This is a genomic window from Neolewinella sp., assembly GCF_965214665.1.
Lineage (GTDB): Bacteria > Bacteroidota > Bacteroidia > Chitinophagales > Saprospiraceae > Neolewinella.
This window is the reverse complement of the sequence record NZ_OZ243970.1, coordinates 3,165,644-3,183,789: the sequence shown is the minus strand read 5'-3', so window position 1 is coordinate 3,183,789 and position 18,146 is coordinate 3,165,644. Positions and strand designations below refer to the sequence as shown.

The 18,146-nt window shown below is 60.6% G+C and carries 14 protein-coding genes and 1 riboswitch; of the genes, 10 read left to right on the top strand and 4 right to left on the bottom strand.

The genetic code is table 11. The features are described 5' to 3' along the window. Positions 1-52 precede the first annotated feature (52 nt). The 4 genes from ACOOHD_RS13705 to ACOOHD_RS13690 all read left to right on the top strand — a co-directional run bounded on the left by ACOOHD_RS13705 (position 53) and on the right by ACOOHD_RS13690 (position 6,258). Positions 53-409, top strand: coding sequence for a hypothetical protein (locus ACOOHD_RS13705; RefSeq protein ID WP_420458450.1), 357 nt, complete (start codon positions 53-55; stop codon positions 407-409). 131 nt (positions 410-540) lie between these two features. Continuing rightward, on the top strand, positions 541-1,623 hold the full coding sequence (locus ACOOHD_RS13700) for an efflux RND transporter periplasmic adaptor subunit (protein ID WP_420458449.1): 1,083 nt from the start codon (positions 541-543) through the stop codon (positions 1,621-1,623). Between the two features lie 29 nt (positions 1,624-1,652). Beyond that, positions 1,653-4,826: an efflux RND transporter permease subunit gene (locus tag ACOOHD_RS13695; RefSeq protein WP_420458448.1), complete on the top strand. Its 3,174-nt coding sequence runs from the start codon at positions 1,653-1,655 to the stop codon at positions 4,824-4,826. After that, positions 4,807-6,258 carry a TolC family protein gene (locus tag ACOOHD_RS13690; protein WP_420458447.1) on the top strand — a complete coding sequence of 484 codons (1,452 nt, stop codon included), beginning with the start codon at positions 4,807-4,809 and terminating at the stop codon, positions 6,256-6,258. Before ACOOHD_RS13695 ends, ACOOHD_RS13690 begins: the two co-directional genes overlap by 20 nt. Before the next feature lie 174 nt (positions 6,259-6,432). Here the strand turns inward: ACOOHD_RS13690 and ACOOHD_RS13685 are convergent, their stop codons facing one another. Next, the gene (locus tag ACOOHD_RS13685; protein ID WP_420458446.1) at positions 6,433-7,584 is read right to left on the bottom strand and encodes a 5-(carboxyamino)imidazole ribonucleotide synthase; all 1,152 of its coding nucleotides are present in this window, start codon (positions 7,582-7,584) and stop codon (positions 6,433-6,435) included. Between the two features lie 131 nt (positions 7,585-7,715). On the opposite strand from ACOOHD_RS13685, the gene ACOOHD_RS13680 reads away from it, so the two are divergent. Beyond that, on the top strand, positions 7,716-8,306 hold the full coding sequence (locus ACOOHD_RS13680) for a Uma2 family endonuclease (protein WP_420458445.1): 591 nt from the start codon (positions 7,716-7,718) through the stop codon (positions 8,304-8,306). 58 nt (positions 8,307-8,364) lie between these two features. Here ACOOHD_RS13680 and ACOOHD_RS13675 read toward each other — a convergent pair whose 3' ends face one another. The 3 genes from ACOOHD_RS13675 to ACOOHD_RS13665 all read right to left on the bottom strand — a co-directional run bounded on the left by ACOOHD_RS13675 (position 8,365) and on the right by ACOOHD_RS13665 (position 13,873). Beyond that, entirely contained in the window at positions 8,365-10,629 is a 2,265-nt protein-coding gene (locus ACOOHD_RS13675; protein ID WP_420458444.1) for a sodium-translocating pyrophosphatase, read from the bottom strand. A 138-nt stretch (positions 10,630-10,767) separates the two neighbouring features. After that, a complete protein-coding gene (locus tag ACOOHD_RS13670; RefSeq protein ID WP_420458443.1) occupies positions 10,768-12,798 on the bottom strand; it encodes an alkaline phosphatase D family protein in 2,031 nt (676 codons plus the stop codon). Between the two features lie 448 nt (positions 12,799-13,246). After that, the gene (locus tag ACOOHD_RS13665) at positions 13,247-13,873 is read right to left on the bottom strand and encodes a transposase (protein WP_420458442.1); all 627 of its coding nucleotides are present in this window, start codon (positions 13,871-13,873) and stop codon (positions 13,247-13,249) included. A 215-nt stretch (positions 13,874-14,088) separates the two neighbouring features. Beyond that, positions 14,089-14,213, top strand: a riboswitch (SAM riboswitch). A gap of 187 nt (positions 14,214-14,400) precedes the next feature. Between ACOOHD_RS13665 and ACOOHD_RS13660 the strand changes: the two genes are divergently transcribed. The 5 genes from ACOOHD_RS13660 (at position 14,401) to ACOOHD_RS13640 (ending at position 18,044) form a co-directional block, all read left to right on the top strand. Continuing rightward, complete coding sequence (locus ACOOHD_RS13660) at positions 14,401-15,708, top strand: O-acetylhomoserine aminocarboxypropyltransferase/cysteine synthase family protein (RefSeq protein WP_420458441.1); 1,308 nt, start codon at positions 14,401-14,403, stop codon at positions 15,706-15,708. A 62-nt stretch (positions 15,709-15,770) separates the two neighbouring features. Further along, positions 15,771-16,115 (top strand): DUF433 domain-containing protein, encoded by a 345-nt coding sequence (locus ACOOHD_RS13655; protein ID WP_420458440.1) that lies wholly within the window; start codon positions 15,771-15,773, stop codon positions 16,113-16,115. Continuing rightward, positions 16,112-16,462, top strand: a complete 351-nt coding sequence (locus ACOOHD_RS13650; protein ID WP_420458439.1) for a DUF5615 family PIN-like protein — start codon at positions 16,112-16,114, stop codon at positions 16,460-16,462. Before ACOOHD_RS13655 ends, ACOOHD_RS13650 begins: the two co-directional genes overlap by 4 nt. Beyond that, a complete protein-coding gene (locus ACOOHD_RS13645; RefSeq protein ID WP_420458438.1) occupies positions 16,462-16,947 on the top strand; it encodes a DinB family protein in 486 nt (161 codons plus the stop codon). Before ACOOHD_RS13650 ends, ACOOHD_RS13645 begins: the two co-directional genes overlap by 1 nt. Further along, positions 16,944-18,044, top strand: a complete 1,101-nt coding sequence (locus ACOOHD_RS13640) for a homoserine O-acetyltransferase family protein (protein ID WP_420458437.1) — start codon at positions 16,944-16,946, stop codon at positions 18,042-18,044. The genes ACOOHD_RS13645 and ACOOHD_RS13640 overlap by 4 nt, the downstream gene beginning before the upstream one ends. The last annotated feature ends 102 nt before the right edge of the window (positions 18,045-18,146 follow it).

Sequence of the window (18,146 nt, the reverse complement as noted above, 5' to 3'; positions counted from 1 at the left end):
CGGATCCAAACAGTGACCCTACTTTTGCGCAGTATTTCGCAGTACGCGGCCCATGCTAGTATATCTGATCCTTGCCCTTCTATCGGGCTTCGCGGTGCGCGGGGAGCAGGCTAGTTGTGGAGCTACGGCCACGACCATCTCCGCCGACCACCAGGTGGTGATGCAACCCTACGAACAACCCGTGGGACGGCCCATGCCGATCGTCGAAGCAAAGACCGGACCGGAGCGTGAAGTAGAGGCCGAATCCGGTAGCTTACCCACGTCCCTGCCGGGTGGGGTGCATGCTACTGGCTTTCTGGCGGGTAACGCTACGCTCTTCGCGCGACCGCCTACCAGTACGGTACGCCCGCTGGAGTTCTGCGCTACTACTCTTTCTAAGGTTATTCTGCACCAGGCGTTCCTGATCTAGGAGCCCTGGTCTTGTTGTGTCCGGGAGTGAGCTCGCGTAGCCCCCCGCACCTGCGGCCCCGCCCGCATCCCGGTACCCCGTACCCCCTACCCCCTCCACCTTTCCCCCCCATCTACCAAATGTTACTACTTATGCGCAAGCTTGCCTGGCTCTGCCTGCCCGTGCTGTCCCTACTCATCGGCTGCCACGGCGCGGAAGAGGAGCACCACGAGGAACTCCCCAAACTAGAAGTTAGTACCCCCCTGATCCAGGATATGACCGTGACCCGCGAGTACGTGGGCCAAATTCACGCCAGCCGACACATCGAGCTGCGGGCCCTGGAGCGGGGCTACCTACAGCATATTTTCGTGGACGAGGGACAGACCGTGACCCAGGGTCAGCGGATGTTCCAGATTCTGCCCAATGTGTATGAGGCCGAACTGCAGGTCACCGAGGCCGAGGCCGAAGTGGCCAACATCGAGTACAATAACACGAAGCTGCTGGCCGACGAGAACGTCGTCTCCCAGAACGAGCTCGCCATGGCCAAGGCCAACCTGGATAAGGCCCAGGCGCAGGTGAGCCTGGCCAGTACCCACCTCGACTTTACCAATATCCGCGCTCCCTTTGCCGGTATTATGGACCACCTGGAGGCCCGGGAGGGTAGCCTGCTCGACGAGGGCGAACTGCTCACGACGCTCTCCGACAACAGCAAGATGTGGGTGTACTTCAACGTACCGGAGGCCGAGTACCTCAACTACATGTCGGACACTGACCGCAAGGACAAGCAGCACGTACAGCTGCGCCTGGCCAACGGACAGGTGTTCGACCAGGAGGGCGTGGTGGAGACCATCGAGGGCGAGTTCGACCACGAGACGGGTAACATCGAGTTCCGCGCCACCTTCCCGAATCCCCAGCGGCTGCTACGGCACGGGGAGACGGGTAGCATCCTGATGCCGGCCGACTACGCCCAGGCCCTGGTGATCCCCCAGAAGGCCACCTTCGAGATCCTGGACAAGAAGTACGTCTACGTAGTCAACGAGGAGAACCAACTGGAGCAGCGGGCCATCGTGGTGGCCGAGGAGCTGCCCCATCTCTACCTGGTCAGCTCGGGCCTGGAACCCACCGACCGCATCCTGCTAGAAGGCCTGCGGCGCGTACACGACGGGGAGGAGATCGCCGTCAACTTCCACGAGCCGCAGGAGGTCATCGCCGCCCTGGACCTGCACGCCGAATAGGTACCCACCCCCCCCAAAAGACATCACCCATGTTCCAAAGCTTCATCAAGCGACCGGTCCTGGCGATCGTGTTCTCGCTCTTCATCGTACTGATCGGTTTTCTGGCCATCAAGGCCCTGCCGATCTCCCAGTTTCCGGAGATTGCCCCCCCGCGGGTGCTCATCACCATGGCCTACCCGGGGGCCAGTGCGGACGTGCTGGTGCAGTCCACCCTCATCCCCCTGGAGCGCAGCATCAACGGTGTGCCGGGCATGAAGTACATCGTCAGCGATGCCACGAGTGCCGGTGAGGCTACCATCCAGATCATCTTCGAGCTGGGCACCGACGTCAGCGACGCGGTGGTCAACGTGAAAAACCGCGTCGACCAGGTCATGAACCGCCTACCGGCCCTGGTACAACTCGAGGGCGTCGTGGTCTCGCGCGTACAGCCCAGTATGCTGATGTACGTGAACCTCTTCAGTACCGACGAGAACGCGGACGAGAAGTTCCTGTACAACTATGCCAACATCAACATCATCCCGGAAATCCAGCGCATCAACGGCATCGCCACGGCCCAGATCCTGGGTAGCCGGCAGTACGCCATGCGCATCTGGCTCAAGCCGGACCGGATGCGGGCCTACGCGGTCTCCACCGAGGAGATCATGGAGGCCATCGACGAGCAGAGCGTGATCGGCCGCCCCGGTCGCCTGGGCCGCAGCTCGGGCATCGAGGCCCAGTCGCTGGAGTACGTGCTGGTCTACAAGGGCCGCTACAATAAGGAGGAGGAGTACGGCGACATCATCATCCGCGCCAACGCCGACGGACAGGCCCTGCGCCTCAAGGACGTAGCCGACATCAACCTCGGCAGCGAGTTCCTGGACATCTACTCCAACAAGGACGGTCACCCCTCGGCCGCCATCGTGCTCAAGCAGACCTACGGCAGCAACGCCACGGACGTGATCGACGAGGTGAAGGAAAAAATGGCCGAGCTGCAGCCCAGCTTCCCCCCCGGCACCGAGTACGAGATCAACTACGACGTGTCGACCTTCCTGGACGCCTCCATCGAAAAGGTCGTGCACACCCTGGGCGAGGCCTTCGTGCTGGTGGCCCTGGTGGTGTTCGTCTTCCTGGGCGACTGGCGCTCGACGCTCATTCCTACCCTGGCCGTGCCGATCTCGCTGATCGGCGCCTTCTTCGTCATGCAGCTGTTCGGCCTGAGCATCAACCTGATCACCCTCTTCGCCCTGGTACTGGCCATCGGTATCGTGGTGGACAACGCCATCGTGGTCGTCGAGGCGGTACACGTGAAGATGCACGAGCAGCACCTCCCGCCCTTCGAGGCTTCCAAGGAGGTGCTAGGCGAAATTGGTGGGGCTATCGTGGCCATCACCCTGATGATGACCTCGGTATTCATCCCAGTGGCCTTCATGAGCGGTCCGGTGGGCGTGTTCTACCGGCAGTTCTCGATCACGATGGCCTCGTCGATCGTGATCTCGGGCGTAGTGGCCCTGACGCTGACACCGGTACTGTGCGCAATGATCCTGCGCAACGATCACGGCAAGGAAAAGCGCAAATCACCCCTGACCTACGTACTGGACGGCTTCAACAACTGGTTCGAACGGCTCACGGGGCGGTACACGCAGGTGCTGAGTGCGGTAGTAGCCCGCCGGCTGGTGACGATCCTACTACTAGCGGCCTTCTGCATTGGTACCTTCCTGGTCAGTGAGACGCTGCCGGCGGGCTTCATTCCCGGCGAGGACCAGGGCATGATCTACGCCATCATCCAGACCCCTCCGGGTAGCACCCTGGAGGCAACGAATAAGGTCGCCCAGGAGCTACAGGCCGTGGCCGAGGAGGTAGACGGTGTGGCCTCCGTATCCTCGCTGGCCGGCTACGAGATCCTGACCGAGGGCCGGGGCTCCAACGCCGGTACCTGTTTGATCAACCTGAAGGGGTGGGGCGAGCGTACGCAGTCGGTCCGCGAGATCATCGAGGAGTTGGAGGAGCACACCAAGGACTTCGGTGCCGTGATCGAATACTTCGAGCCCCCGGCCGTACCCGGTTACGGTGCCGCCGACGGTCTGGCCCTCCGCCTACTGGATAAGACCAACGGCACGGATTACCACGAATTCGACCGTATCAACCAGAACTTCATGGAGGAGCTGGGTAAGCGTAAGGAGCTGGACGGTCTATTCACCTTCTACGCCGCCAACTACCCCCAGTACGAGCTGGAGATCAACAACCAGCTGGCGATGCAGAAGGGCGTCTCGATCGGTAAGGCGATGGAGAACCTGAACATCCTCATCGGTAGTACTTACGAGCAGGGCTTCATCCGCTTCAACAACTTCTTCAAGGTCTATACCCAGGCCGGTCCGCAGTACCGCCGCTACCCCAGCGACATCCTGAACTACTACGTGAAGAACGAGGAGGGCGAAATGGTCCCCTACTCCGCCTTCATGACGATGAAGAAGCAGCAGGGCCCCAACGAGATCACCCGCTACAACCTGTACAACTCGGCTACCATCCGGGGACAAGCCGCTCCGGGCTACACCACCGACGACGCCATCAAGGCCGTCGCCGAGGTAGCCAAGGAGACCCTGCCCCAGGGCTACGACATTGCCTGGGAGGGTCTGAGCTTCGATGAGGCGCGGCGCGGCAACGAGGCCATCGTGATCTTCGGCATCGTCGTGATCTTCGTGTATATGGTGCTGGCCGCCCAGTACGAGAGCTTCCTGCTGCCCTTCGTGGTGCTGCTGTCGCTGCCGGTGGGCATCTTCGGCTCCTTCCTGCTGCTGAAGTTGCTGGGGCTGGCCAACGACATCTACGCCCAGGTCGGACTCGTCATGCTGGTGGGTCTGCTGGGTAAGAACGCGGTACTAATCGTGGAATTCGCGGTGCAGAAGACCCAGCAGGGGATGTCGGTACGCGATGCGGCCATTGAGGGCGCCCGGGCGCGCTTCCGGCCCATCCTGATGACCTCCTTTGCCTTCGTGGCCGGTCTGATTCCGCTGGTCTTTGCAACCGGTGCCGGTGCCATCGGTAACCGTACCATCGGTACCTCCGCCCTCGGGGGTATGCTATTCGGTACGCTGTTTGGCGTGCTCCTGATCCCCGGACTCTACTACCTCTTCGCCAAGCTCGGTGAGGGGAAAAAACTGATCCAGGACGAACGTTTTAGTCCCCTGACGGAAGAATACAAGTACAATGAAACTGATATCCTGTAAGTGTTTGCCGGGGTTACTGGCGGGTCTGGCGCTGCTACTGCTACAGACCGCCTGCTCCGTGCCCCAGATCGCTACGCGTACGCCGAGTACGGCCCTGCCCCAGACCTTTCCGGCCACTACTGGCCGGGACACGGTCGGGATAGATGCCGCGCAGCTGGTGACGCAGTTCTTCGACGACCCCTACTTGCTGCAGCTCGTCGATACCGCCCTGGTCAACAACAAGGAGCTCAACATCCTGGTGCAACGCATCAGTATAGCGCGCAACGAGATCCAGGCACGGCGGGGCGAGTACCTGCCCTTCGTCAGTACCGGCGTAGGCACCGAGGTAGAAAAGGTAGGCCGCTACACCCGCATGGGGGCCCTGGAGGAGAACATCTCGCTCAACGAGGAGCGAGCCTTTCCAGAGTTCCTGACCAACATCCAGCTCGGACTCTACGCCAGTTGGGAGCTCGACGTCTGGAACAAGCTGCGCAACGCCCGCAAGGCCGCCGTGATGGAGTACTTGGCCACCGTAGAGGGCCGCAACTTCATGACCACCCAGGTGGTCGCCGAGGTCGCCAACTCCTACTACGAGCTCCTCGCCCTCGATACCCGCCTCCAGAACCTGCAGAATATGCTGGCCATCCAGGAAGATGCGCTGCGGGTAGTCAACCTACTCCAGCAGGCGGGCCGCTCCAACTCCCTGGCCGTACGCCGCTTTGAGGCCGAGATCCAGGGCAACCGCAGCGAGACCTTTGCCATCCAGCAAGAGATCGCCGCCACCGAGAACCGCCTGAACTTCCTGCTCGGCCGGGCCCCCCAGCCCATTGCCCGCCGCTCGGAAAACTTCCTGGACCTCCAGCCCCCGCTGGTGCAGACCGGTATTCCCTCGCAGCTCCTCACCAACCGCCCCGACATCCGGCAGGCGGAATACGAACTGGCCGCGGCGGGGCTCGACATCCAGTCGGCCCGCGCCAACTTCCTGCCCTCCTTCGGCATCCGTGCCGGCCTGGGCTTCCAGTCCTTCAACCTGAAGTACTTACTGACCGCCCCGGAGTCTCTCCTGCTCTCCCTGGCCGGTGACGCCGCCGCCCCCCTAGTGAACCGTAACGCCATCATCGCCACCTACCAGAACGCCAGTGCCCGCCAGGTGGAGGTCGCCTTTGACTACGAACAGTCGGTGCTGCGCGCTTACCAGGAGGTCGCCACTCAGGTATCCAACATCGACAACCTGCAGCAGACCTACCAAGCCAAGCAGGAGCAGGTGGCTGACCTGAACGAGTCGATCGAGATCTCCAACAAGCTGTACCAGTCGGCCCGCGCCGATTACATGGAGGTGTTGCTGACACAGCGCGATGCGTTGGAGGCGCGTACGGAGCTGATCGAGACGAAGCGGGAGCAACTGGGTGCGGTGGTGGATTTGTACCAGGCTCTGGGGGGTGGCTGGCGGTAACCACTGTTTATGCGTGGTCGTCTGCCGAGTCCTTTTCGTAGCGCCCTAAGCGCTACGAAAAGCTCGTCCGCCGACTTCACCAGAAATTCTAAGTCGGCAGACGAACTTTTCCTTTCGCCCCAGCAGAAGGAAAAGGATTCGGCGGACGACGTTGCCGAGCGCGAACACCCAACCTCAGTGATTCGCAACCACCCGCAGCACATCCCGAGCAGCAGCAGCCCGCTCCCGCGCGATTTGCACCGTATCCCCCAGCGCAGTCACGTGCCCCATCTTCCGAAACGGCCGCGTCTCCGCCTTCCCGTATAGGTGGGGGTGTACCTCAGGAATGGCCAGTGCCTCGTGCAACCCCTCGTACTGCGTAGGGCCACTATTTTCCTCCGCGCCGAGTAAATTGACCATGGCGGCGGGGCGCAGGAGCGCAGGATCACCGAGGGGCAAGTCAAGAATAGCCCGCAGGTGCTGCTCGTACTGGCTCGTAGCGCAGGCCTCGATGGTGTGGTGACCGCTATTGTGTGGGCGGGGCGCTACCTCATTGACCAGCATCTCGCCCGACTTAGTGAGGAAGAGCTCGACGGCGAGTAGGCCCACGATTTCCATCTGCTGTACGACCTCGACGGCCAGTTTGGTGGCGCGGCCGTCGGTGTCGCCATCCAGAGCGGCGGGGCAGACCAGGAACTCGACCAGATTGGCGGTGGGATGAAACTCCATTTCTACGGTGTTAAACACCTTCACCTCGCCGGAGGGGGAGCGGGCCACGATGACGGCCAGCTCCTTGTCGATGTCGGCGAGCGTCTCGATGAGGCAGGCTCCTTCTAGGAGGTTATCCTCTACTTCCTCGCGGTAGCGGATGATGCTGACGCCCTGTCCGTCGTAGCCGCCGGTCCGTGATTTTTGCACGAAGGGGGGCTTCACCGCACCTGCGTTCACCGCCCGAATGACCTCCTTCTTGGTGTCGAAGAGCTGGAAGTCGGTGGTAGCGATGCCGTGATCGGCGTAGAACTGTTTCTGTAAACCCTTGTCCTTGATGAGATCCACCAGGTGGGGCTGGGGGTAGACCTTCACCCCCGACTGTTCCAGCTCGTGCAGGGCCCGGGTGTCGATGTGCTCGATCTCGATGGTGACTACGTCGAGGCCGCGGGCGAAGGCCATCACGTCGTCGTAGTCGCGGAAGCTGCCTTTTTGAAAGACCGTAGCATATGGGGCGGCCGGAGCCTCTTCGGAGCTATCCAGTACGTAGGTGGGCAGGTGCCAGGGCGCGGCTGCCTGGCAGAGCATCTTACCGAGCTGGCCGCCGCCGAGGATGCCTAGTTTGGGGAAAGGGGACATGGGGGTAAGGTAACCGTCGTCAGCCGAATCCTTTTACTTCCGCCATAGCGGAAGCAAAAGTTCGTCTGCCGACTTGATCATGGAAGTAGTTTGCCACCAAAGTCCTTATTTTTAACCCAAGCTACGTTCCCATGACACGCATCATCTCAGAGGCAGAAACTATGGCTAGGCTACCAGATTTCTACTGGTCGCTAGAAAGGTACCATGCAGCCATAAAGGCGGGCGTACTTACGGAGAACGATAAGGTAGAATTACTCTTTGGCAAACTTGTACCTAAAATGCCGATTGGCGTCTCTCACGGTAAGGCCGTGAAAAAAATTAATCGAGTATTTAATCGCCGACTTCCTGAAGATAGGTACACCATAGGGGTACAGGATCCTATTACCTTGATCGATGATTCGGAGCCCGAGCCAGACCTACACGTAGCAAAGGGACCGTTGGAGGCGTATACGCAACACCCCCGTCCGGCAGATATTTTACTTGTCGTGGAAGTAGCCGATAGTACCCTTGCTACTGACCGCAGCGTAAAGAAGCTTAATTACGCTGTTGCCGGGATCGAAGAGTACTGGATCATTAATATCTACGAACATCAAGTAGAACGCTATATAGGCCCGGATTCTGCCGGCGGCACCTACGCCACCCGCGAGGTGTTCAAAACTGGAGATACTGTTACCAGTCTGCACTTGGGTGCCTTCGCGGTGGAGGAGTTGCTGATCGAGTAGAACCGTTGGACGCTTTAGAACCGTTGGACGCTTTTAAAGCGTCCAACGGTTAGCGAGCCTAGAGCAGCGGAGCGATCACCAGCGCCACCACACTCATCAACTTCAGCAGAATATTGAGTGAAGGGCCGGAGGTGTCCTTGAAGGGGTCACCCACCGTGTCGCCCACAACAGCAGCTTTGTGGGGGTCGGAGCCCTTGTGGTAGATGGTACCTTGTACGGAGGCACCCTCCTCAAACATCTTCTTGGCGTTGTCCCAGGCACCCCCGGCGTTGGACTGGAAGATGGCCATCATCACCCCCGCGCTGGTTACACCGGCCAGTAGGCCACCGAGCATCTCAGCCCCGGCGTCGGAGCCGACGAGGCGCGGCGCAAAGCCGACCACTACGGGAGCGAGTACAGCGATCAGGCCCGGCATCACCATCTCACGGATGGAGGCGGCGGTGGAGATCTCTACGCACTTGGCGTAGTCAGCCTTGCCGTCGGCGGCATCGAAGGTAGCCTTGTCGGCGGCGGTCCACTTGGTCTCGTCGTGACCGGCGCGGCGCATTACCTCCAGGGCGGCCTTGAGCTCGGGGATCTCGTGGAACTGCCGGCGCACCTCCTTGATCATGTCGTTGGCAGCGCGGCCCACGGCCTCCATGGAAAAGGCACTGAAGAGGAAGGGGAGCATAGCCCCGAGGAAGAGCCCGGCCATGACGTAGGGGTTGGCAATGTCGATGGTGGTGATACCGGCCGTTTGCATGAAGGCGGCAAATAGTGCTAGGGCCGTCAGGGCAGCCGAGCCGATGGCGAAGCCCTTACCGATGGCAGCCGTGGTATTACCAACAGCATCGAGCTTATCGGTGCGCTCGCGTACTTCCTTGGGGAGATTGGCCATCTCGGCAATACCCCCGGCGTTGTCAGAAATGGGACCGTAGGCGTCAACCGCCAGCTGGATGCCCGTATTGGAGAGCATACCCACGGCGGCAATGGCGATGCCGTAGAGTCCGGCGAAGTAGTAAGCTCCGATAATGGCCGCGGCCAGCACCAGGATCGGCAGGGCAGTAGAGCGCATACCTACGGCCAGACCGGCGATGATGTTGGTAGCCGCGCCCGTAGCGGACTGGTCCACGATGCCCTGTACCGGCTTGGTGCCCGTACCCGTGTAGTACTCGGTGATGTAGCCGATGCCTAGTCCGGCCACCAGACCCATGATAATGGCGAAGAACACTCCCATATTGGTGTACGAGAAGGAAACCGGATCGCCCTGTGGGTCCACCAGTGGTTTGCCCAGGTTATCGATGCTAACGATCTCCCAGGTGTCGGGTAACATGGTGGTGACGGCAAAGAAGGTCAGCACCAGCATGATGGCCGCGGCGATCAGCTCACCCGTATTGAGGGCTTTCTGGGGATCACCCCCCTCCTTGACCCGCACGAAGAAGGTACCGATGATGGAGGCCAGGATGCCGATGCCGGCTACGACGAGTGGAAGCAGCACGGCATTGAGCCCACCGATGTCACTAGCCGCGAACTGTGGAATGGTAATAAAGGCCGCCCCAATTACCATCGTACCGATGATGGAGCCTACGTACGATTCAAAAAGGTCAGCACCCATACCGGCCACGTCCCCCACATTATCGCCTACATTGTCGGCAATGGTGGCGGGATTGAGGGGGTGATCTTCCGGGATGCCAGCCTCCACCTTGCCTACCAGGTCAGCCCCTACGTCGGCGGCCTTAGTGTAGATACCTCCTCCCACCCGGGCGAAGAGGGCGATAGAGGAGGCGCCGAAGCTAAAGCCCGTCAGTACGGTGATCACCCGTACGATGGCCGTCTGCGCCTCGATGGTACCGTTAGCCGCTGCCTCAGGAACGAACATGCCCTGAAACAGTAGGAACAGCGCACCGAGGCCGAGTAGCCCCAGTCCGACTACGCCGAGTCCCATCACCGAACCACCGGCAAAGGCAACACCAAGAGCATCGCCGAGGCTGGTACGGGCAGCGTGGGTCGTACGTACGTTAGCCTTCGTGGCAACCCGCATACCAATAAACCCGGCCAGGGCCGAGCAGATAGCCCCCAGGATGAAGCTCACCCCGATCATATAGCTACTCGTGGCGGCATCAGCGGTGAAGATCAGCAGAGCGGCTACGACCACGACGAAGATGGCCAGTACCCGGTACTCGGCGCGCAGGAAGGCCATGGCACCCTCGGCAATATTGTCACCGATGCGGACCATACGGGGCGTACCCGGGTCCTGCTTACCCACCCAGCTGTAGCGGATGGCCATAAAGATGAGGGCTACGATACCCAGCACGGGCACGGCCGTAAGTATAGTTGAAACCATAAATGCAGTGTGATTAACTTGTGGTGGAAGAAAGAAATCCGTCTTCGATAACAAGCGATCAAGATGGCCGCGGGAGGTAAGGCAAAAACAGAAGCCCGCGCTTCAAAAGTTCGTTGACCGAAATTGAGAACCGCGAAGCTAGTGATTTTTGATCAGCCGCCGTACGGTTGCCCCCTCCGGCGAATCGATACGCAGTAGGTAAGTACCTGCCGCCAGCCCCTCCAGCTCCGCCCGCAAGGTGTACAGCCCGGCCGGTTGCCGCCCGCCGTATAAGTCATGTACCGTCCGCCCCGCAGCGTCGAGTACCCTGATCCGGATCATGCCACCCCGCTTGACGACGTACTGCATACTCAGCGGCCCCGCAGTAGGGTTCGGCGCCAGCGCTAGCACCCTTACATCGCTGGGCTCCCGTACGGTGGTGCCAAGCCCGGGTGGATCAGCCGGGGCCGGTATGTCCTGCGTCGCCTTTTCCGCTGCGGGGGTATCGTGGGCAGTCAGAAAGTGGCCGCCGGCCGGGCTGCTCCACCCGAGATCGAAGCGCTCCTCGGGGGTCCGCTTCAGCACCTCCGTGTAGAAGTAGTCGGCCTCCACCCGGTCTTCCAGCACGTCAAGTATGTAGTAGCCGTGGTCGACTAAGTTGACGTACTTCATGTGCGGATTGGGATTGCCGAGGTTCTCGCTGCCCGACTTCAGTGGCTGATTGATCTGATCCTGTAGGATCGAGGCGATTGCGGGCGAGGTGGTCTCGTCAAAATTAGCCGAAGCCACGCTCGGCGAGGCAAACTCCACCGCTACCGCCCCGGCCCCCGTAGCGGGATTGTAATCGGTCGGTGAGTAGATCGGTAGGGTATCCCCGCCCTCGATGCGAAAGCTTAGGTTCACCGGCGGATCGGCCACCTCGTAGGCCATACTGGTGTGGAAATCCCCGGTCAGGACCACCACGTTGCCTACGTTTTGATCCCGGATAAAGTCTACGATCTGCGAACGCTCCGCCGGGTACCCATCCCAGATGTCGAGGAAGGTGCTCTCCACCCGCTCGAAGGGCTCCCGCACCAGCGCACCCGCCCACCCAATGTTGAAGGGAGAGAAAATGACTTGGTTACCGATGAGTTTCCACTTGGCGGCAGAGGTACCCAGGCGGTCTAAAAACCAGGCTTTCTGCTCCGCGCCCAGCATGGTCCGGTCGGGACTGTAGAGGTCCGGATCGCTCGTCAGCGGGGCCTGTTTGTCGCGCCCTACGATGCGGGTATCGAGCATGATCAGGTCGGCCAGGCTGCCGTAAGAGATACTGCGGTACACCGTCTCGTCGCGCGTATCGCGCAGTGGCATCCACTCGAAGTAGGCCTGTTCGGCGGCGGCCTTGCGGTCTTCCCAGGGCCCCTCGCCATCCTCCTGGTGGTTGGTGGCCCCGCCGGTGTAGCTATTGTTGGCAAACTCGTGGTCGTCCCACACCGCGATCATCACCTGCTGTTGGTGCAGCCGCATGAGGTCCTCGTCCAGGTGGTAGGTCCCGTAGCGTGCCCGGTAGTCGAACAGGGTGACGATCTCCCCGTCGGGCTCCACGATGCGCTCGTCCCACACCTCCGGGTTACCCACTCCCACCGTGAAGTTGCCGTACTCGTAGATGTAGTCGCCCAGGTGCACCACCGCGTCCAGGTCATTGCGCTCGGCCAGCCGCCCGTAGCCATTAAAGTACCCCGACTGAAAGTTCGAGCAGCTTACCACCCCGAAGCGTAGATGATCTACGTCGCCGGTAGGGGTGGTCTTAGTGCGCCCGGTCAGGGAGTTGCGGTCCAGGGCCGTGAAGCCGTAGTAGTAGGTGGTGCCGGCCTGCAGTCCATCTACGTCGATTTTGACGGTGTAGTCGCGGTTGGCATCGGTGGTAAAGCTGCCCTGGCGTACCACGTTTTTAAGTTGGGTATCGGTGGCTACGCGCCAGGCCACATCTACGGGCCCGACGAGGCTATCGGGCGTCACCCGCGTCCAAATCACGACCCGATCTTCCAGGGGGTCACCGGAGGCTACGCCGTGGTAGAAGGGGTAGCGGTCTTCGTTGACGGTCAGGTGTTCGGCCCCCGGCAGTTGCCGTTCGTGGGTAAACAAAGTCTGGGCGCGGCCGCAGGTGCAAGCACTTAGGAAAAGGAGGAGTACCTTGGTGGAGAGACGCATGTAGGTGAGCTTAGGACGCTTAAAGGTACCGCTCCGGCACCCGGCCTCCCTACCGGGCCACCCCGCTTGCCGAACCACCGCGGCTAGAAGCCACGAGCCGTACCCGCCCGCCAGATCACCGCGACGAGCAGCCACCCACCGTGCCGCCCCGGCTCCCGGCATCCCTGCCGGGCCACTACGTCCGCTAAATCACCGCGACGAGCAGCCACCCACCGTGCCCTCCCGGCTCCCGGCATCCCTGCCGGGCCACCACGTCCGCCAAATCACCGCGACGAGCAGCCACCCACCGTGCCCTCCCGGCTCCCGGCATCCCTGCCGGGCCACCACGTCCGCCAAATCACCGCGACGAGCAGCCACCCACCGTGCCGCCCCGGCTCCCGGCATCCCTGCCGGGCCACCACGCCCGCCAAATCACCGCGGCTGAGCAACACCCATCATTAGAGGCATTTTACCCCTGCCGCCGGTACAGCAGATCAAATTCTGGATTCAGATACGTCCAGGGCCAATCTTCCCAGTGCGCGACCAACCCACAACTCACCGGATTATTCAGCACGTACCACATCACGGTATCGAAGGTGCCATTACGCACGTCGCGATCAAAATAGCTGGTCGCCCAAAAGGACTGCCCGACTAAACCCAGTAGCTTGTTGGCCTCCGATGCGGTATACGACTTATGTTGTTGCATCACCAACCCAGCATCTATGTCCTGACCGGACTGACTACGGGCTAACACATGGACGTGGTTGCTCATTACGCACACTGCGTACAACTGCAACGCGTGTCGCTCGGCGACGAACTGCCAGGACTCCAGTACCAGGGAGGCTAACCGGGGATTGGCAAGGTGGTAGGGACCGTTGGACTGGCCGTGCAAAGCATCGTCGAGCGAGGTCTCAAACTGTTCTTTCGCCAGGGCTTTCCCTGCCGCGGAGGGGCCACATTTCGATCTCAATCTGGCGCGCTCCTGTCGGAGTTGTTCGATGACGACCTTGGGGAGGCTCCCCTTCAGGCGGTATACGATGTGCATGGGGATGTGGCGGAAGGGGCGGTGGGGGAGTTTGCCGGTTCTCTGGCGCATGAAACGAAGTAGGTGGTGGTGAAAAGGGTAATTTAATGTGGGGCGTCCTATTGATACTATGCTACGGTGTGGCCACCGCGGCTGGAAGCCACGAACCGGGCCACAAACACCTTAGCTAGAAGTCACCAACCGGTGCACAGGAGTCGCAGACACTTGCACACCCCGCCCCCCGTCCCTATATTTGCCGCCCAACCCTCCGCAACCGAGCGGGGAAGATTTTATACCGAAGGGTGGAGAGACCAGGCTCTGCGATCCCCTGGCAACCATTCCTCCGCTGGCCCGGGGGAAAAGGTGCCAACTCCTGTCTCCCCGGCATAGTGCCGTGGGGAAGCTATAAAATGGACTTGCCACATGGACTCTGCACTCGCCGCTACCGGCACCCTTCCCCTCCTTTATTCTGCTTTGCACCTGCGGCCGCGGCTGCTTGGAACGCTACGCGCAAGGGACGCTTCGAGGTTCTACCTGCCACACCTCCAACACCCGCAACCCAACAACGAATAAACGCAACAACGCAACAACCCCCCACCATGCACTTCGAGACCCTACAACTACACGCCGGCCAGGAGGTCGACGAGACCACCCGCAGCCGCGCCCTGCCGCTCTACCAGACCACGAGCTACACCTTTAAGGATAGCGAGCACGGAGCTAAGCTCTTTGGCTTACAGGAATTCGGGAACATCTACACCCGCATCATGAACCCCACGACGGATGCCTTCGAAAAGCGCATCGCCGCACTGGAGGGGGGAGCCGCCGCCGTAGCTACGGCCTCGGGACAGAGCGCGCAGTTCCTCGCCATCAATAACCTCGCCTCGGCGGGCGATAATATCGTCAGCAGCCCTTACCTGTACGGGGGAACCTACAACCAGTTTAAGGTGGCGTTCAAGCGGATCGGTATCGAGGTGCGCTTCGCGGAAAGTACTAAGCCGAGTGACTTTGAGAAGCTGATCGACGAGAACACTAAGGCGATCTATACCGAGACGCTACCCAATCCGAGCTTCCTGGTGCCGGACTTCGAGGGGCTCAGCGCGCTGTGCGCGGACCATGACCTGCCCCTGGTGGTGGACAATACCTTCGGCACCGGCGGTTACCTCTGCCGGCCCATTGAGCACGGAGCGCACATCGTGGTGGAATCGGCCACCAAGTGGATCGGCGGCCACGGCACCAGCATCGGCGGGGTGATCGTAGATAGCGGGAAGTACGACTTCGGCAACGGGAAGTACCCCCAGTTTACCGACCCCAGCCCGGGCTATCACGGCATGGTGTTTAATGACGTGTTTGGGAAGAACGGTCCCTTCGGTAACATCGCCTTTGCGATCCGCGCGCGAGTGGAGGGCCTGCGTGATTTCGGCCCCGCCGCCAGCCCCTTCAACACCTGGATGTTCATGATCGGGCTGGAGACGCTCAGCTTGCGCGTCGACCGCCACTGCGAGAACGCCCTGGCCCTAGCTGGGTGGCTAGAGCAGCACGATAAGGTGGAGAGCGTGAGCTACGCCGGTCTGGAAGATCACCCCGGCCACGCCAACGCTAAGAAGTACCTGCGCGAGGGAGCCTACGGTGCCGTCCTGAACTTCAACGTGCGCGGCGGCAAGGAGGCAGCCACCAAGGTGGTCGACAACCTCAAGCTTATCAGTCACCTGGCCAATGTGGGCGACGCCAAGACGCTCATCATTCAGCCCGCCGCCACCACCCACCAGCAGCTCAACGAACACGAGCAGCGGGCGGCCGGCGTGGAACCGAATGCGCTGCGGGTGAGCGTGGGATTGGAGCACATTGAGGATATCAAAGCTGATCTGGAGCAGGCGCTGGCGCTGGTGGGGGAGCCGGTGACGGCGTAAGCGCAACTAATAGCGGAGTCGATGCCTTTTTTATGGGTATCGACTCCCTAAACTAGTAAGTCATGACTGCATTCATCGACCGTACCCTACAAGAAGCCAGGCAACTCCCAGAGTCTGAGCGGTGGCAGTTGGTTCGCGCACTGCTTTCGGATATTTCACCGAGACCTAGAGTAGTAAGTGAAGAGTCCATACAACAGACTCCGGGGGTTGCCGGTGGCCGGCCCTGTGTGGCCAACACGCGTATTCCGGTTTCGCACGTGGTGTACTACCTGAATGCAGGAGAGAGCGACGCTGAGATACTAGCGGTGTTTCCCTCCCTGCGGATGATGGACCTAAGTGCCGTGAAGGCTTACTACGCAGCCAATAAAGCAGCAGTGGATAGCGAACTACGAGAGGAAGAGGAATGAAGATTTTGTTAGGCGACGAAGATTTTGATCATATAGCTGTTGGCTATCTGCGGGAGCTGAACTATGACGTTGTTACCATACAGGATCTGGGCCTCCATGGTATAAAGTATTCTGACCCGGCAGTACTACAAAAAGCCATCGAGCTGGAGCGGATACTCCTCACCCATAATCGCAAAGACTTCAGGTATTTACACAAGCAGGACAGCAACCACTTTGGTATAGTGATGTGTACCCAGACTACGGAACACCAGCGATTGGCAGAGAAGATTGCGGCGCTGTTAGAACGTACGGACGATTGTAAAGGCCAACTATTAAAGGTTTATCGAGACTCTCAATCGCAACCATAGTGACACTTTCGACCACCTACTTCCAGCACCTCTACGACCTCCTCCACCGCGACCACCCCTTCTTCGGCAGCGGACTGGAGGAAAGCCTCGCACGTATCCCCGAGCAAGACCTCCACCAACCCATCGAGCACCGCACCATCGCCCAACTCCTAGAACACATGCTGGCCTGGCGGCGCGATCTAGGCAAGCGACTACTCGGTGAGCCTCGCGAAAAGATCGAGCTGAACACCCCACAGGACTGGCCCCAACCCGACCCCGGTAAGACCAAGGCCGACTACCTAGCCGAACTGACCGATACCACCGCTAAAATCCGCCGCGGACTGGAAGTCTTCGACATGGAGCAACTCACCGACAAGCTCCACCCCGATTACGACTATACCTCCGTCGACCTGCTTGAAGGCGGTGCCCACCACGACATCTATCACCTCGGCCAGATTAACCTCATTGCCGCCATCCTCCAACACCGCCGCGCCGCAACGTCTTGACCCGTTACCTCTACATTGAGCAGCCCTTCCGGCTGGAGTCCGGCCACACCCTGTCCCGCCTCACCGCCGCCTACCACACTTTCGGTACACTCAACGCGGCGCGCGACAACGTCATCTGGATCTGCCACGCCCTGACCGCCAACAGCGACTGCCAGGACTGGTGGCCGGGGCTCGTGGGGCCGGGCTGTACCATCGACCCGGAGCGCTACTTTATCGTCTGCGTGAATATGCTGGGTAGCAGCTACGGGAGTACCAGTCCGCTGAGCCACAATCCGGTAACTGGCCGCACCTACGGGCTCGACTTCCCCCTCGTGACCACCAAGGACAACGCCCGCTTCTTTTCCCTGGTGGCCGATCACCTCGGCATCCGCGGTATCCGCCTATTGATGGGCGGTAGCATGGGCGGTCAGCACTGTCTGGAGTGGGCCTGCGCCGAGCCGGGGCGCTTTGATCTGCTGTGCGTGCTGGCTACCAACGCTCGCCACTCGGCCTGGGGTGTGGCCTTCAATGAGTCTCAGCGCATGGCCCTACGCGCCGACGCCACCTTCGGCACCGATGCTCCGGATGCCGGGAAAGCCGGATTGGAGGCCGCCCGCGCCGTGGCCATGCTCAGTTACCGCCACTACCGCACCTACGTGGGCACCCAGTCCGAGTCCGACGACAGCACCTACGACGACCTACGCGCCAGCAGCTACCAGCGCTATCAGGGCTATAAATTGTGGAAGCGCTTCGACCCGGTGTGCTACTACGGCCTCTCGCGGGGTATGGATACGCACAACGTAGGGCGGGGCCGCGGGGGCATCGCTGGTGGGTTGGGGAGCATCACCGCCCCCACCCTCATCATCAGCATCGACACGGATATCCTCTTTCCCATCGAGGAGCAGGGCCTGCTGAGCCGCTACATCCCCAACAGCCGCCTGGAGGTGATGCACTCCGACTTCGGCCACGACGGCTTTCTTACTGAGTCGGTGAAAATTGGCGAGTTTCTGGCTGATTTCCTCAACGATCAGCTGCGCATTGACGCGACTACGAAGCGGGCGTTTACGGATGGGTTGACGGGGCGGAAGTTTGCGGTGCCTGGGAGTGAGGAGGTGTGAGGGAACTTTCGGTGGTACGATGTTGAAAAGATACAACAATCAGCGGATTTTATGCATTCGGTGGCATAAAGTTGGTCAAATCTGGTAAAGTTTACTACCTTC

What these genes read in the sequence shown, in the direction of transcription:
- ACOOHD_RS13705 (WP_420458450.1), top strand. Translation starts at nt 53, where the DNA reads ATGCTAGTATATCTGATCCTTGCCCTTCTATCGGGCTTCGCGGTGCGC.
- ACOOHD_RS13700 (WP_420458449.1), top strand. Translation starts at nt 541, where the DNA reads ATGCGCAAGCTTGCCTGGCTCTGCCTGCCCGTGCTGTCCCTACTCATC.
- ACOOHD_RS13695 (WP_420458448.1), top strand. Translation starts at nt 1,653, where the DNA reads ATGTTCCAAAGCTTCATCAAGCGACCGGTCCTGGCGATCGTGTTCTCG.
- ACOOHD_RS13690 (WP_420458447.1), top strand. Translation starts at nt 4,807, where the DNA reads ATGAAACTGATATCCTGTAAGTGTTTGCCGGGGTTACTGGCGGGTCTG.
- ACOOHD_RS13685 (WP_420458446.1), bottom strand. Translation starts at nt 7,584, where the DNA reads ATGTCCCCTTTCCCCAAACTAGGCATCCTCGGCGGCGGCCAGCTCGGT.
- ACOOHD_RS13680 (WP_420458445.1), top strand. Translation starts at nt 7,716, where the DNA reads ATGACACGCATCATCTCAGAGGCAGAAACTATGGCTAGGCTACCAGAT.
- ACOOHD_RS13675 (WP_420458444.1), bottom strand. Translation starts at nt 10,629, where the DNA reads ATGGTTTCAACTATACTTACGGCCGTGCCCGTGCTGGGTATCGTAGCC.
- ACOOHD_RS13670 (WP_420458443.1), bottom strand. Translation starts at nt 12,798, where the DNA reads ATGCGTCTCTCCACCAAGGTACTCCTCCTTTTCCTAAGTGCTTGCACC.
- ACOOHD_RS13665 (WP_420458442.1), bottom strand. Translation starts at nt 13,873, where the DNA reads ATGCGCCAGAGAACCGGCAAACTCCCCCACCGCCCCTTCCGCCACATC.
- ACOOHD_RS13660 (WP_420458441.1), top strand. Translation starts at nt 14,401, where the DNA reads ATGCACTTCGAGACCCTACAACTACACGCCGGCCAGGAGGTCGACGAG.
- ACOOHD_RS13655 (WP_420458440.1), top strand. Translation starts at nt 15,771, where the DNA reads ATGACTGCATTCATCGACCGTACCCTACAAGAAGCCAGGCAACTCCCA.
- ACOOHD_RS13650 (WP_420458439.1), top strand. Translation starts at nt 16,112, where the DNA reads ATGAAGATTTTGTTAGGCGACGAAGATTTTGATCATATAGCTGTTGGC.